Origin of the sequence: Streptomyces sp. NPDC002564 (assembly GCF_042889645.1) — a bacterium.
Lineage (GTDB): Bacteria > Actinomycetota > Actinomycetes > Streptomycetales > Streptomycetaceae > Streptomyces.
The window spans coordinates 1-14,294 of sequence record NZ_JBIARE010000002.1 but is presented as its reverse complement, the minus strand read 5'-3'; the positions used below and the strand labels follow the sequence as shown (position 1 = coordinate 14,294).

12 protein-coding genes are annotated in these 14,294 nt (G+C 74.1%); 7 read left to right on the top strand and 5 right to left on the bottom strand.

The window, feature by feature from the left end; translation table 11 throughout:
* Window position 1 precedes the first annotated feature (1 nt).
* Window positions 2–1,048, top strand: a complete 1,047-nt coding sequence (locus tag ACFYXE_RS06865; RefSeq protein ID WP_389311351.1) for an NAD(P)H-dependent flavin oxidoreductase — start codon at window positions 2–4, stop codon at window positions 1,046–1,048.
* A 79-nt stretch (window positions 1,049–1,127) separates the two neighbouring features.
* Here the strand turns inward: ACFYXE_RS06865 and ACFYXE_RS06860 are convergent, their stop codons facing one another.
* The 4 genes from ACFYXE_RS06860 to ACFYXE_RS06845 form a co-directional block, all read right to left on the bottom strand.
* Window positions 1,128–3,776 carry an ATP-binding protein gene (locus ACFYXE_RS06860; protein WP_389309672.1) on the bottom strand — a complete coding sequence of 883 codons (2,649 nt, stop codon included), beginning with the start codon at window positions 3,774–3,776 and terminating at the stop codon, window positions 1,128–1,130.
* 148 nt (window positions 3,777–3,924) lie between these two features.
* Window positions 3,925–5,082: an acetyl-CoA C-acetyltransferase gene (locus tag ACFYXE_RS06855; RefSeq protein ID WP_389309670.1), complete on the bottom strand. Its 1,158-nt coding sequence runs from the start codon at window positions 5,080–5,082 to the stop codon at window positions 3,925–3,927.
* 46 nt (window positions 5,083–5,128) lie between these two features.
* A complete protein-coding gene (locus ACFYXE_RS06850; protein ID WP_389309667.1) occupies window positions 5,129–5,779 on the bottom strand; it encodes a TetR/AcrR family transcriptional regulator in 651 nt (216 codons plus the stop codon).
* Window positions 5,780–5,794: 15 nt separating this feature from the next.
* A complete protein-coding gene (locus tag ACFYXE_RS06845; protein WP_361166927.1) occupies window positions 5,795–6,577 on the bottom strand; it encodes an SDR family oxidoreductase in 783 nt (260 codons plus the stop codon).
* A gap of 108 nt (window positions 6,578–6,685) precedes the next feature.
* Between ACFYXE_RS06845 and ACFYXE_RS06840 the strand changes: the two genes are divergently transcribed.
* From ACFYXE_RS06840 to ACFYXE_RS06825, 4 genes are all read left to right on the top strand, one after another.
* The gene (locus ACFYXE_RS06840) at window positions 6,686–7,933 is read left to right on the top strand and encodes an acyl-CoA dehydrogenase family protein (RefSeq protein WP_389309664.1); all 1,248 of its coding nucleotides are present in this window, start codon (window positions 6,686–6,688) and stop codon (window positions 7,931–7,933) included.
* Complete coding sequence (locus ACFYXE_RS06835) at window positions 7,933–8,931, top strand: acyl-CoA dehydrogenase family protein (protein WP_389309661.1); 999 nt, start codon at window positions 7,933–7,935, stop codon at window positions 8,929–8,931. The genes ACFYXE_RS06840 and ACFYXE_RS06835 overlap by 1 nt, the downstream gene beginning before the upstream one ends.
* Before the next feature lie 354 nt (window positions 8,932–9,285).
* A complete protein-coding gene (locus tag ACFYXE_RS06830; protein WP_389309658.1) occupies window positions 9,286–10,467 on the top strand; it encodes an anhydro-N-acetylmuramic acid kinase in 1,182 nt (393 codons plus the stop codon).
* A 62-nt stretch (window positions 10,468–10,529) separates the two neighbouring features.
* Complete coding sequence (locus ACFYXE_RS06825; RefSeq protein ID WP_389309655.1) at window positions 10,530–11,474, top strand: DUF2510 domain-containing protein; 945 nt, start codon at window positions 10,530–10,532, stop codon at window positions 11,472–11,474.
* Window positions 11,475–11,688: 214 nt separating this feature from the next.
* On the opposite strand, the gene ACFYXE_RS06820 is transcribed toward ACFYXE_RS06825, so the two are convergent.
* Window positions 11,689–12,273: a TetR/AcrR family transcriptional regulator gene (locus ACFYXE_RS06820; protein WP_389309652.1), complete on the bottom strand. Its 585-nt coding sequence runs from the start codon at window positions 12,271–12,273 to the stop codon at window positions 11,689–11,691.
* 162 nt (window positions 12,274–12,435) lie between these two features.
* Between ACFYXE_RS06820 and ACFYXE_RS06815 the strand changes: the two genes are divergently transcribed.
* Entirely contained in the window at window positions 12,436–13,269 is an 834-nt protein-coding gene (locus ACFYXE_RS06815) for a phosphatase PAP2 family protein (RefSeq protein ID WP_389309649.1), read from the top strand.
* Window positions 13,266–14,186: a DMT family transporter gene (locus tag ACFYXE_RS06810; RefSeq protein ID WP_389309646.1), complete on the top strand. Its 921-nt coding sequence runs from the start codon at window positions 13,266–13,268 to the stop codon at window positions 14,184–14,186. Before ACFYXE_RS06815 ends, ACFYXE_RS06810 begins: the two co-directional genes overlap by 4 nt.
* The last annotated feature ends 108 nt before the right edge of the window (window positions 14,187–14,294 follow it).

Genomic DNA, 14,294 nt, shown 5'->3' with positions numbered 1-14,294 from the left:
GCTGGACACGCCGCTGACCGCGCTGGTCGGCGTCCGGCACCCGATCGTGCAGACCGGCATGGGCTGGGTGGCGGGCCCCCGCCTGGTCTCCGCGACGGCGAACGCGGGGGCGCTCGGCATCCTCGCCTCCGCGACCATGACCGTCGAGCAGTTGCGCACGGCCGTCCGCGAGGTCAAGTCCCGTACGGACGCGCCGTTCGGCGTCAATCTGCGCGCCGACGCGGGCGACGCACGGGACCGGGTCCGGATCATCGTCGAGGAGGGCGTGCGGGTCGCGTCGTTCGCGCTGGCGCCGTCCAAGGAGCTGATCGCCGAGCTCAAGGACGCGGGCGTGGTGGTCGTCCCCTCGATCGGCGCGCGACGGCACGCCGAGAAGGTCGCCGCCTGGGGCGCGGACGCGGTCCTCGTCCAGGGCGGCGAGGGCGGCGGCCACACCGGCGAGGTCGCGACGACCGTGCTGCTCCCGCAGGTCGTCGACGCGGTGGACATCCCCGTGATCGCGGCGGGCGGGTTCTACGACGGCCGCGGCCTGGTCGCCGCGCTCGCCTACGGGGCGGCGGGGATCGCGATGGGCACGCGTTTCCTGCTCACCTCCGACTCGACGGTGCCGGACGCGGTCAAGGCCCGCTATCTGGCGGCCTCCGTCAAGGACGTCACGGTCACCACGCGCGTGGACGGGCTGCCGCACCGGATGCTGCGCACCGACCTGGTGGCCGCTCTGGAGCGGTCGGGCCGGGCCGCCTCGCTGGCGCGTGCGGTGCGGCACGCGGCGGCGTTCCGCCGGATCTCCGGCCTGGGGTGGCGCGCCATGGCCAGGGACGGCCTCGCGATGCGGCACGGCAAGGACCTGACGTGGAGCCAGGTGCTCCTCGCGGCGAACACGCCGATGATGCTCAAGTCGGCGATGGTGGACGGGCGTCCGGAGGCCGGGGTGATGGCCTCGGGGCAGATAGCCGGCCTGATCGAGGACCTGCCGTCCTGCGCGGAGCTGGTGGAGCGGGTGGTGGTGGAGGCCGGGGAGGTCATGGGCCGGTTGAAGTCCCCGTGAGCGCGTGCCGGATGCCGGGTCCCCCGCCCGGTGTCCGGCACGGGTGCGCCGGCCGCGCCCTCCCCACACGCGCCGGGCGTCAGCGGCGGACGAGGGAGAGGTGGTCGAGGGCACGGTCGGCGAGGCCGTCCGCGCCGCAGGTGCGGGCCAGCGTCAGGCCGCGTTCCAGGTCCGCCGCGGAGTCGGCTGCGATGCCGTACTCGACGCGGGCGACCGCGTGTTCGTACGCGCAGGGCGACGCCTCCAGGTACGTGGCCGCCTGGCGGTACAGCGCGGCCGAGCGCGGTCCGGTCTCCAGGGCCGCCGCGCACCGCAGGGCCTCGCCGATCGCGGTGTCCGTGCCGAACCGCTCGGCCTGCCTGCGGGCGTCCGCGACCAGGTGCGCGGCCCGCGCGGGATCCTCGTGGACCAGCGCGCGGGCGAGGTCGTAGGCCCACGGCGCGAGGACGGTGTTGTACTGACCGCGTGCGGTCAGCGCCTTCGCGGTGGCCTCCAGTTCGGCGAGCCCCTCCTCGGTGCGGCCGAGGGCGAGCAGGAGCCTGCCGCGCACCGACGGCGCGTCCGGGACGTAGATCGTGGAGGCCGAGGGCGGCGCGAAACCGTACTGGTCGGCGACGGCGCCCGCCTCCGCGACGTGGCCGCGGGCCAGCAGCGTGTCGATGAGCATGCTGGCCGCCTCCCAGTGCATCGGCAGGCCCTGGCCCACCCGGTCGGCCAGGCGCAGGCTCTCCCGCAGCGAACGCTCGGCATCGGTCAGCCGGCCCCGCCTGCGGTACACGTAACCGAGGAAGGCGTGCGAGAGCGCGAGGTGTCCGCCGCTCCAGCCCGCCGTCTCGTAGGCGCGTACGGCCTCGGTGAACAGGCTTTCCGCGCGGTCCAGCCGGTCCGAGAAGGCGTACGACCCGCCGAGCATCAGGCGGAGTTCGAAGCTCCACTCCGTGTCGGTCCAGCCGAGTCCCGGCGCGAGCCGCCCGTTGACCAGCGCGCGGTCGCAGAGCTCGACGACCAGTTCGGCGCTCTCGCCGCGCGTCATGGCGTCGAAGGCGCGCAGGATCAGCAGGGCGCGCTCGGAGTTGTCGCGGCCGGTGAGCGGACCGGCAAGATCGGCGAGCCGCCGCGACCGTCCCGGCGAGTCCTCCTCGCCCGCGTGGATGCCCTCCCACATGTAGTGCACGGCCTGCAGCCGCAGCCGGTCGGGCCCGGGTTCGAGCCGGGACGCCTCTTCGGCGATGGCCCGCAGGCCCTCTTCGAGCTGGTCGTTGTGGACGAGCGCCTGCGAGAGGCGGCAGACCGCGTCGACGCGCAGTTCCTGGGCGAGGCCGCGCATGGAGAGGGCTTCGCGCAGGTGCCCGATGGTGGTAACGGGTGAGGTGAGCAGGGTGGCGCAGCCCAGTTCGTAGAGCACGCGCGCGTGGATCTCGGGCAGCGGCGGTTCCCGCAGGGCGCGCTCCAGGCACCGGCGGGCCGCGTCGGGCGCGCCGACGGCGAGGTGTTCGGCGGCGGCCTGGCGCAGTTGCTCGACCAGTTCGGGATCGTCGTCCGGGTGGACTTCGAGCAGGTGCCGGGAGGCGGCAGCGGCGCCGAGGCCGGAGTTGGTGACGACGGAGGCGGCCTGACCGTGGAAGGCGGTGCGGGTGGCCGACGGGATGGAGCGGTAGACCGTGCTGGCGATCAGGGGGTGGACGAATTCGAGGCCTTCGTCGCCGCTGAGCAGGATGCGCGCCGTGCACAGGCGTTCCGCGCAGCGCTCGGCGGTCTCGGGTGTCATCCCGGCGAGGGTGGCGGCCAGGTCGAGGGAGATCGCGCTGCCGAGGATGGCGGCGGCCCAGGCGAAGCGGGTGGCGTCGGTGCCGAGTCCTTCGAGGCGGGCGACGAGGCCGCGGCCGCGGGCCGTGCGGTTGAGGGCGCGCAGTCCGTCGGCGGAGTTCTCCACCGGTTCGAGGTCGCTGTCCTGCACCTTGGCGAGGAGCTCGACGGATTCGTACGGATTGCCGCCGGTGACGGCCCAGACCTCGCGGCAGAACGGGGCGTCGGCGTGCTCGCCGAGCGTGGCGCGGGTCAGGCCCGCGGCGGCGTCCGGGGTGAGGGCGCGCAGGGTGGTGAAGGAGCGGGCCCGGTCGGTGATCGCGGTCAGGTGGCGGGCGCTGTCCCCGGCGGCCTCGCCGGGCCTGCGGGCGACCACGACGAGGACGGGCAGTTCGTCCAGGCGCTGGGCGAAGGCCGCCAGCCAGTGCAGGGTTTCCTGGTCGGCCCAGTGGGCGTCGTCGATGAGCAGGACGAGCGGCCAGTACAGCCGGGCGAGCCGGGAGACGGCCTCGACGAGACCGTCACAGACCGCTTGCGGGTCGGCCTGGCGCCCGCCGGGCTCGGCTATGCCGAGCGCGGGCCCTGCGATGTCGTAACAGTCGCCGAAGTACTCGCGGGCCTCGTCGGGGGTGAGGTGGACGAGGGCGGGCTGCAGGAGCTGACGCACCACGTTGAAGGGGACGGAGGTGACCGTCTCGCCGCCGCGTGCGGACCAGACCGTGGCCCGGCCGGCGGCGATGCGGCGCACTTCGCCGAGGAGCGCGGTCTTCCCGATGCCGGCCTCGCCGCTGAAGGCGATCAGGCCGCCGGTGGTCGTCGAGTCCGCGCAGAGTTGCTCGACGGCCAGGGCCGCCGCGGCGAGTTCGTCGTCGCGCTCCCACAGCGGGGCCCAGGCGGATCCTCCGGGCCGTCCCTGCGTCATCGCGCTACCTCCCGGAGTCGCTCATTCGACGTACAGAAGTCGAGACTAGCCGGGTCGGGGCCCCGATGGTGCGGGGTCGGCGCAGGTACTGCCGCAAGGAGTGAGGAAGTGGGCGGGCGGGGACGGCCGCTGAGGGTCTTCGGGGCGCTCAGAGGCGTTCGACGATGGTCACGTTGGCCTGGCCGCCGCCCTCGCACATGGTCTGCAGGCCGAACCGGCCGCCGGTGCGCTCCAGTTCGTGCAGGAGCGTCGTCATCAGTTTGACGCCGGTCGCGCCGAGGGGGTGGCCGAGCGCGATCGCACCGCCGTTGACGTTGACCCGGTCCGGGTCCGTGCCGGTCTCCTTGAGCCAGGCGAGGACGACGGGGGCGAAGGCCTCGTTGATCTCGACGAGGTCGATGTCGTCCATGCGCAGGCCGGTCTTCTCGAGGGCGTACGCGGTGGCCGGGATCGGCGCGGAGAGCATGCGGATGGGGTCCTCGCCGCGCACGGAGAGGTGGTGGATGCGGGCGCGCGGCGTCAACCCGTGTTCCCGCACGGCGCGTTCGCTCGCGAGGAGCAGGGCGGCCGCGCCGTCCGACACCTGGGAGGAGCAGGCGGCGGTGATGGTGCCGCCGTCGAGGACGGGCTTCAGGCCCGCCATCTTCTCCAGGGTCGTGTCGCGGCGCGGGCCCTCGTCCGCGGTCACGTCCCCGTAAGCGATCAGTTCGCGGTCGAAGCGCCCCTCGTCGATGGCGCGGACGGCCCGCCGGTGCGAGCGGAGCGCGAACTCCTCCATGTCGCGGCGGGATATCCCCCACTTCTCGGCGATCAACTGGGCGCCGTGGAACTGGTTCACGGGCCGGTCGCCGTAGCGCGCCCGCCAGCCCTCGCTGCCCGCGTACGGGCCTTCGGTGAGGCCGAGGGGTTCGGCGGCCTGCCGGGACGCGAAGGCGATCGGGATCATCGACATGTTCTGCGTGCCGCCCGCGACGACGAGGTCCTGGGTGCCGGACAGGACGCCCTGGGCGGCGAAGTGCACGGCCTGCTGCGACGAGCCACACTGCCGGTCGATGGTGACGCCGGGCACCTCTTCGGGCAGTCCGGCCGCGAGCCAGCTGGTGCGGGCGATGTCGCCCGCCTGCGGTCCGACCGTGTCCAGGCAGCCGAAGACGACGTCCTCCACGGCGGCCGGGTCGATGCCGGTGCGCTCGACCAGCGCCTTGAGGACGTGCGCGCCCAGGTCGGCGGGGTGGACCCGGGACAGGCCCCCCTTGCGCCTGCCGACGGGGGTGCGGACCGCTTCGACGATGTAGGCCTCGGCCATGACTGCGTACTCCTCGGTCGTGGGGCGGCGTGCGACGACGCGCCCGTCAGGGACGTACGGAGATGCCGTCCAGGACCATCGACAGGTACTGGCGGGCGATCTCCTCGGGGCTGTGGCCGCCGCCGGGGCGGTACCAGGACGCGGCGACCCAGACGGTGTCGCGCACGAAGCGGTAGGCGAGCCGGATGTCCAGGTCGTCGCGGAAGACGCCTTCCGCGACGCCGCGCTCCAGCGTGGTGAGCCAGGCCTTCTCGAAGCGCTGCTGCGAGTCCGCCAGGTACTGGAAGCGCTCCTGGGCGACCAGCTGGCGGGACTCCTTCTGGTAGATCGCGACGGCGGCGCGGTGCCGGTCGATCTCCCGGAAGGACTCGGTGACGAGGGCTTCGAGGGTCGCGCGGGGGCCGAGCTGGGCGCGGAGCACGGCGTCGTACCCGTCCCAGAGCTCGGTGAGGAAGGTGCGGAGGATCTCCTCGAGCATCGACTCCTTGGAGTCGAAGTGGTAGTAGAGGCTGCCCGCGAGCATGCCCGCGGCGTCGGCGATCTTGCGGACCGTGGTGGCGTTGTACCCCTGTTCGGCGAAGACGTCGGCGGCGATGCCGAGGAGTTCACGACGCCGCTCGGGAGAGGGGCTCACCTGGGCCTTCTTCTTGCCGGTGCGCTGCTCGGGGCCACTGGTGGGCTGTTTCGGGTTCGACACACGGTCATTCTCCGCCTAGGCGTGCTGGCTGCTGACCGAGACCGTCTCCCCGGTCATGTACGAGGAGTAGCCGCTGGCCAGGAACACGATGACGTTGGCTATCTCCCAGGGCTCGGCGTACCGCCCGAACGCCTCGCGGGCGGTGAGCCGGTCGAGGAGCTCGGGCGAGGTGACCTTGGCGAGGTGGGGGTGCATGGCGAGGCTGGGCGAGACCGCGTTGACCCGGACAGCGTGTGGGGCCGCCTCCAGCGCGGCGCAGCGCGTGAGGGCCATGACGCCCGCCTTCGCCGCGGCGTAGTGCGCCTGGCCGGCCTGGGCGCGCCAGCCGAGCACCGAGGCGTTGTTCACGATCACGCCGCCGCGCCCCGCGGCACGCATCCGGCGCAGGGCGGCGCGGGTGGAGCGGAAGGTGCCGTTCAGCGTGACGTCGATGACCTTGTCCCACTGCTCGTCGGTCATCTCGGTGAGCTCGGCGGTGCCGCCCAGGCCGGCGTTGTTCACGACGATGTCCAGTCCGCCGTGCCGCCGCTCCGCCAGGTCGAACAGCGCCTCGATCTGCGCCGCGTCGGTGACGTCGCAGGCGATGCCGTCGATCCGGTCGGCGCCGAACTCCTCGGCGAGCGCGGCCACCGACTCCTTGGTGCGCCGGGCGTGGGCGTCGCCGACGACGATGCGGGCGCCCTCCTCGAGGAAGCGGCGCGCGGTGGCACCGCCGATGCCTGCCCCGGCCGCCGCCGTGATCACGGCGGTGCGCCCCGCGAGCAGGTCGTGCGCGGGCACATAGGCGGGTGCGTCCATGGGCGGCCCCCCGGTTCTGGATGGAGTCCCGCAAGCGGGCTCTCGACTGCGGACTCCCTTCAGGCTAATCTACCAAACACTTGTTAGGGAAGGGCAGGTGGGCCACCGATGGACCTCGACTTCACCGCCGGGGAAGGGGAGTTCAGGCAGCGGGCGCGCGACTGGCTGGCCGCGCACGTACCGGCCGCGCCGCTGCCGTCGCTGGAGACCGAGGAGGGCTTCGCCGCCCACCGCGCGTGGGAGCGCACGCTCGCGGCCGACCGGTGGTCGGTGGTGTCCTGGCCCGAGGAGTACGGCGGGCAGGGCGTCGACCTCGTCAAGTGGCTGGTGTTCGAGGAGGAGTACTACGCGGCGGGCGCGCCGGGCCGCGTCTCGCAGAACGGCATCAACCTCCTCGCGCCCACCCTCTTCGACTTCGGCACCGCGGAGCAGCGCGCGCGGGTGCTGCCGCCCATGGCGACCGGTGAGGTCGTCTGGGCGCAGGCGTGGTCCGAGCCCGAGTCGGGTTCCGACCTGGCGTCACTGCGGTCCACCGCGCGGCGCACGGAGGGCGGTTGGCTGCTCAGCGGGCAGAAGACGTGGTCGTCGCGGGCCGCGTTCGCCGACCGCGCGTTCGGGCTGTTCCGCAGCGGACCGTCCGGGGAGGGCGGCGAGAGCGGTGAGGGCGGAGCAGGTGACGGGAACGGCGGAAACGAAGGGAGCGGCGCACATGGCGGGAGCGGCAGGGCCAAGCCGCACCACGGCCTGACGTACCTGATGTTTCCCCTGGACGCCGAGGGAGTCACGGTCCGCCCGGTGGGGCGGCTCGACGGCAGGCCCGCCTTCGCCGAACTGTTCCTGGACGACGTGTTCGTGCCGGACGAGGACGTCATCGGCGAGCCGGGCCAGGGCTGGCGCATCGCCATGTCCACCACGGGCAACGAACGCGGTCTGACGCTGCGCTCCCCCGGCCGCTTCCTCGCCTCCGCGGACCGGCTGGCCCGGCAGTGGCGGGAGCGGGCCGACCCGGCCGACACGGCCCTGCGCGACCGGGTCGCCGACGCCGTCATCGGCGCGCGGGCCTACGCGCTGTTCACCTGGGCCAACGCCTCGCGGTTCCTGGCCGGCGAGACGATCGGCGCCGAGTCCAGCCTCAACAAGGTCTTCTGGTCGGAGTACGACATCGCGCTGCACGAGACCGCGCTCGATCTGCTCGGCCCGGACGGCGAGCTGACCGACCGGACCCCGGCGGACGGTCCGGACTGGGCCGAGGGGTACGTCTTCGCGCTCGCCGGGCCCATCTACGCGGGAACGAACGAGATCCAGCGGGACATCATCGCCGAGCGGCTGCTCGGCCTGCCGAAGGGACGCCGCTGATGAGGTTCCTCCTCGACGACGAGCAGCGGGCGTTCACCCGTTCCCTGGACGCGATGCTGACGGCGGCCGGTACGGCGGCGGCCACGCGCGCGTGGGGCGCAGGCGATCACGCGCCGGGGCGCGCGCTGTGGAGGCGGCTCGCGGACGCGGGAGTCTTCGCGCTGGCGGTCCCCGAGGAGTTCGAGGGCGTGGGTCCGCTGCCCGTGGAGACGGCGGTCGCCCTGGTCGAGTGGGGACGGCACGCGGTGCCGGGACCGGTCGTCGAGACGGTGGCCGCGGCGGCGCTCCTCGCCCGCCTCGCCGAGGACGGGGAGCGGGAACCGGCCAAACGGTTCCTGCCCTCCCTGGCCTCGGGCACGGCGAGCGCGACGCTGACGCTGCCCGCGGAGCTGCCCGGCGCGGGACCGCTGGCCCTCGACGCGGACGCGGCGGACCTGATCCTGACGGTCACGGACGGCGAGCTGCGGCTGGCGCCCGGACACGCGCGCGTGCGGACGTCGCTGGACGCGGCGCGCCGTCTCGCCGCGCCGCTGCCCGGCGGGGAGTTGCTCGCCGCGGGACCCGCGGTGACAGCGGCGGCCCGGCACGCGGCCCGGTGGGCGGCGCTCGCCACGGCCGCCCAGTCGCTCGGCGTCGGCCTCGCGCTGCTCGACAGGACGGTCGCGTATGTCCGTCGGCGCACCCAGTTCGGGGCGCCGATCGGGTCGTTCCAGGCCGTCAAGCACCGCCTGGCGGACGTGCTGATCCGTCTGGAGTTCGCCCGCCCGCTGGTGTTCGGCGCCGCGACGACCATGGCGCCCGGGGATGTCGCCGCGGCCAAGGTGACGGCGGCCGAGGCGGCGTACGGGGCGGCCCGCGCCGCACTCCAACTGCACGGGGCGATCGGCTACACCGCGGAGTTCGACCTGTCCCTGTGGCTCACCAAGGCGCGGGCGCTGCACGGCGCATGGGGCGACCCGGGGGTCTGGCGGGGGCGGGCCCTCGCCACCGGGGAGTGACCCGCGGCGCCTGACGGGAGGCACCTGACGAGAGGCACCTGACCCCGCGTGCGCGTCGCAAGGCTGACCACGCGTGCGCGTCACGAGACGCGCGGCTCACGGGCGCGCACCGGACGAGACGGCGCCACAGGCGCCCCTTCGCGGCCCGCCACCGACGGATTACGGCCGCGCGCCGCCGTCGTGGGACGGCGGGCGCCGGACGGCGCGCGGGAGTGGCGGACCGGCGTGCGGTGCGGCACCGTGCCGTCGTAAGGCGACCGCACCCCGTGCTGCTTTCCGCCAACCCGATTCGCCCGTGGGCCGCGGGATGCGATGATCAAGCAATTGGTGAGCCGACCGAGAAGGAGGCCCCACGTGCGCGTGATCGGGCTCATGTCAGGGACCTCGTACGACGCGATCGACGCGGCAGCCGCCGATCTGACCCTCGACGGAGATCGACTGACGCTGTCTCCGCTCGGGCTGATCAGCCGCGGGTACGACGAGGGCCTGCGCGCGGACCTCGCGGCCGCGCTGCCACCCGCCGCGACCACGCTCGCCGAGGTCTGCCGCCTGGACACCCGCATCGGCCGGGCCTTCGCCGCCGCCGCGGTCGAGGCGGACCGTGAGCTGTGCGACGGGCAGGCCGAGCTGGTCGCCTCGCACGGGCAGACCGTCTACCACTGGGTGGCGGACGGGCAGGTGCACGGCACCCTGCAGATCGGGCAGCCCGCCTGGATCGCCGAGGCGACGGGCCTGCCGGTGGTCGCCGACTTCCGGCCCCGCGACATCGCGGCGGGCGGCCAGGGCGCGCCCCTGGTGAGCCTGGTGGACCGGATGTGGCTGCGCGGGCGCCCCGGCACGCCCGCCGCGCTGAACCTCGGCGGCATCGCCAACATCACCGCGGCCGACGGCACCGCCTTCGACACGGGCCCGGCCAACGCCCTGGTGGACGCCGCGGTGCGCGCGGCGACGGACGGGCGCCTCGGCTACGACCTGGACGGGGAGCTCGCCGCCCGCGGCCGGGTCGACGACGGCCTGCTGGCCCGGCTTCTCGCCGAGCCCTACTACGCGCTCCCGGCCCCCAAGACGACGGGCAAGGAACTCTTCCATCTGCCCTATCTCCAGGCGGCCCTGGCGGGGCACGAGAAACTGCCCACCGAGGACCTCGTCGCCACCCTCACCCGGCTGACCGCCCGTACGGTCGCCGACGCCGTGCGCTCCGTGGGGGCCTCCGAAGTGATCGCCTCGGGGGGCGGCACCCGCAATCCCGCGCTGATGGCCGCCCTGCGGGCGGAGTTGGGCGGTGTCCCCGTGCGCACCTCCGACGAGCTCGGGCTGCCCTCCGCGGCGAAGGAGGCGTACGCCTTCGCGGTCCTCGGCTTCCTGACCCTGCACGGCCTGCCCGGCACCGTCCCGACGAGCACCGGGGCCCGGCACCCGAGCGTGCTGGGGTCGATCACCCCGGGGCGACGCGGCACGGTGTGGCCCGAGCCGCCGGAGTCAGGCGTGGGGCCTGCGCGGCTGGTGGTCAACGGCCATGGCCACGGGGGCCGGTAGCGCGGCCACCGATGCGGGCCCCTCTCATCCGGCTTTCACGCGGGGCTCATACGCTGGCGGGCATGACCCAGATGACTCCCCCCGGCTGGTACCCCGACCCCGGCCAGACCGCCGGCGGTCCTCCCACCGAACGCTGGTGGGACGGGAACGTGTGGACGGACCAGGTGCGCGCCGCCGCCGGCACCGCGGCGTATCCGACGCAGCCCGCCTTCCCCGCCCACCCCGGACAGGCACCCGCCCCGCGCCGCAGGCTGCGCGTGGCGATAGCCGCCGGCGTGGTGCTCGTCGTGCTCGCCGGGATAGGCGGCGGCGTGTACGCCCTGACCTCCGACGACGACGGGGACGGCGGCGGCACCGCGGCCAAGGAGCCGTCGGCGGGCGGCCCGAAGGAGCCGGGCACGCCCGACTCGCCCCGGGCGCCCCGGACTCCGGACAAGTCCGAGGGCCCGCAGGCGCCCGAGCAGGACCCGGGCTTCGCCCACGACCTGGTGAACGGCCTCAAGATCCCCGTGCCGGACGGCTGGAAGGGCGGCAGCACCCGGTACGGCGCCGGGGTGCAGACCGAGCCGATCCCCTGCCCCGGCAACGCCGAGGAGCAGTGCACCCGCGGCTCCGCCTACTCCCAGTCCGCGGAGCAGCTGAAGATCGACGCCAAGACGCCGGAGGCGGTCGCCAAGGCGGACATCAAGAAGAACGCCAAGGAGGGATACGGCGGCAAGACCTACGGCAAAATCACCTCGCACAAGGTGCTGGCCTCCAAGTCCATCACCGTGGCGGGGCAGAAGGGCTATTACGTCCGCTGGAAGGCCGTCACGGAGAAGAGCGACGACGGCTACGTCGAGTCGCTCGCCTTCCCCTCCCCCGCCGACAAGTCGAAGATCGTCGTCGTCCGCATGGGCATCGACGTGAACGACGAGGCACCGTCGCCCTCGTCCATGGACCGGATCGCCGCGGGCATCAAGTCCGGTCCGGTCGGCGAGCCCGGCGGCAACGGCCAGGACGTCTAGGGTCCCTGGGGCCCGGCCGGCGGACCCGGTCGTCCGCGGGTGACCCGCGCGGCGCGGTGGGCCGCCCCGGCGCGTCCGGGACGCGACGGACCGGGCGGGGTTCCTCGCCGCTCAGGAGGAACCCCGTCCGGCCCGGGGGTGCGCGCCGCCCCCGTCCCCACGGTGCGGCGCGGGCGGGCCCGGGTCACGTCATCCAACAGACCCGGGCCCACGATCAGGTGAGACCCAGCGCGGGCAGCACGCAGGTCTCCACGAAGCGGGTCAGGTACTCCTCGTCGGCGTAGACGCCCTCCAGGATCGGCCTGGCCCGCAGCACGCCGAAGAGCTGGACCGCAAGGAACTCCACCGCCGGGTGCCCCTCGGGGATCTCGCCGCGCTCGACGCCGCGGCGGATGATCGCCGCCACGGCCTGCAGCTCCGGCTCGACCAGCGTCTCGCGCAGCGCGCGCTGCAGGTCCTCGTCCTGGAGGACCGCGTGGCTGAGCGCCTGGACCAGCATGGTGTCCCGCCCCGACTGCTCGCCCGCGGCCCGCGCCGCCTCGCGCAGGTCACCGGCGAGGGTGCCGGTGTCGATGCCGGCGAACCGCACACAGCGGTTGGCGCGCAGCGCGGCGGCCACGAACTGGGGCTTGGTCTTCCACTGCCGGTAGAGCGTGGACTTGCTGCACCGGGTGCTCGCGGCCACGCCCTCCATGGTCAGGGCGTCGTACCCGCACTCGCGGAGCTGCTCGAGGACGGCGTCGTAGAACTCCTGCTCACGCTCGGGCGTGATCTTCGAGCGGCTCGACGTCGACGTCATGGCTCTTCTCCTCGGTACGGCGGTCGACAACGGCTCGATCGACACCCTTCGATACGCCAGTGTACCGGTACGCTTCCGTATCGGTACACTGGCGTATCGATGAGTGGGGCGCCTCCCCGCTCAGCACCGCACCACCCAGTCGTCACGTAAAGGGGCCGGGGGATGGAATCCCGAACCGAGCCTGCCGAACGGGAGCCGGACATAGTCCGGGAGCCGGGCGCGACCGCCGCCCGGAAGCCGGACACCTCTGCCCGACCGCCCCTCGTCCGCGAGCTCCTCCTCGTCGTAGGACTTTTCCTCGTCTACAAATTCGGCAGGCAGCTCGCCAACGGCCACACCGCCGAGGCCTTCCACAACGCGCACCGCGTGTGGGACACCGAGCGCACCCTGCGGCTGCCCGGCGAGGGCGCCGTGCAGGACGCCCTGCTCAGCAGCGACACCCTGGTGCACGTCGCGAACACCTACTACGCGACCGTGCACTTCCCGGCGACCCTGCTGTTCCTGGTCTGGCTGTACCTGCGCCGTCCCCGGCACTACGTCTGGACCCGCCGGGTGCTCGCCGCGCTGACCGCGGCGGCGCTCGTGCTGCACCTCGGCTTCCCGCTCGCTCCGCCCCGGATGCTGGACGCCGCACACCTCGTGGACACCGCGCAGGTGTACGGGCCCTCGGTGTACGCCGCGAAGCCCGCGACCGACACCATGGCGAACCAGTTCGCGGCCATGCCGTCCCTGCACTTCGGCTGGGCGCTGATGCTCGCCGTCGGCCTGATCGCCGCCACCTCGTCGCGGTGGCGCTGGCTGTGGCTGCTGCACCCGCTGCTGACCCTGCTCGTGGTCGTCGGCACCGCCAACCACTACTGGCTCGACGCGCTCGCCGCGACCGCGCTGCTCGGCATCGCGCTCGCCGTCATCCGCCTGCCGCAGCCGGGACGCTCGCTGGTCGTGCGCCGCTCGGCGCCCGCGCGGGAACTGATCCACTCGGGAGCCGGCCGATGAACGCCACCCTGCTCGCCGTCGCCCTCTCCCTCGTCTCCGCCGCCGCGTACGCCGCCGCCGCGGTCGCCCAGGAGCGGCTCGCCTCGCGGGTCACCGAGGGCCGGAGCGGTGTCCTGCCCATGCTGGCCAGCGGCACCTGGTGGTCGTCGGTCGGCCTCAACGCCGCCGCCGCTCTGCTGCACGTGGCGGCCCTGAAGTACGGGCCGCTCACCCTGGTCCAGCCGCTGGGCGCGCTGACCCTGGTCGCCGCCGTGCCGCTCGGCGCGCGGCTCGCGGGCCGCCGGGTCACGCGCCTGGAGTGGCGCGGGACGGGACTCACGCTCATCGGACTGGGGGCGCTGCTCCTGACCGCGTCGGGCCCGGCGCCCGACGACACGCTGACGGTGCCGGAGGCGCTGACGGTGGCCGCGTCGACCATGGCGGTCATCGGCCTCCTGTCCCGTCCGGGCACCCGGCCCGGTCTGCGGCACGCGACGGCCTCCGGCTTCGCCTCGGGCGTCGCCTCGGCGCTCACGCAGACCCTGACGGTCGCCGTCACGGACCGCTCGGGACCGCCGTTCAGCCCGCAGGTGGTGATCGTCGCCGTGCTGGTCGCGGCGTTCGCCGCCGGTGGCCTGCTGCTCTCGCAGACCGCCTACCGGGGCGGTCTGGGCGCGCCGCTCGCCGTGGTCACGCTGGCCAACCCGGTGGCGGCCTCGGTCATCGGCGTGGCGCTGCTCGGCGAGCGGCTCCAGGGCGGGGCGGGCGGGATCCTGCTCGCCGTGGCGGGCGCGGCGGTGGCGGCGTACGGCGTGGTGGTGCTCACGCGGTCGCCGCGGACCGTGGCGGCCGAGGCCACCGAGGCGGTGCCGGAGTTCCTGGCGTCGATCCCCGGCCAGCCGGTGGAACCGAAGGCGCTGCACCTGTCGCGCCCCTGAGAACGGCCCGGAGGGCCTAGGGGGCGTCTCTCCGATCTTCGTGGACAGGCCGCGGCGTCTGGTGCGGTGCATCGCCGTGCGGCCGGGCCGCCCTCGTACTGGTGGTAC

Coding starts and splice junctions, on each gene's coding strand:
- ACFYXE_RS06815 (WP_389309649.1), top strand. CDS start 12,436: ATGGAATCCCGAACCGAGCCTGCCGAACGGGAGCCGGACATAGTCCGG.
- ACFYXE_RS06845 (WP_361166927.1), bottom strand. CDS start 6,577: ATGGACGCACCCGCCTATGTGCCCGCGCACGACCTGCTCGCGGGGCGC.
- ACFYXE_RS06855 (WP_389309670.1), bottom strand. CDS start 5,082: ATGGCCGAGGCCTACATCGTCGAAGCGGTCCGCACCCCCGTCGGCAGG.
- ACFYXE_RS06860 (WP_389309672.1), bottom strand. CDS start 3,776: ATGACGCAGGGACGGCCCGGAGGATCCGCCTGGGCCCCGCTGTGGGAG.
- ACFYXE_RS06840 (WP_389309664.1), top strand. CDS start 6,686: ATGGACCTCGACTTCACCGCCGGGGAAGGGGAGTTCAGGCAGCGGGCG.
- ACFYXE_RS06825 (WP_389309655.1), top strand. CDS start 10,530: ATGACCCAGATGACTCCCCCCGGCTGGTACCCCGACCCCGGCCAGACC.
- ACFYXE_RS06835 (WP_389309661.1), top strand. CDS start 7,933: ATGAGGTTCCTCCTCGACGACGAGCAGCGGGCGTTCACCCGTTCCCTG.
- ACFYXE_RS06820 (WP_389309652.1), bottom strand. CDS start 12,273: ATGACGTCGACGTCGAGCCGCTCGAAGATCACGCCCGAGCGTGAGCAG.
- ACFYXE_RS06810 (WP_389309646.1), top strand. CDS start 13,266: ATGAACGCCACCCTGCTCGCCGTCGCCCTCTCCCTCGTCTCCGCCGCC.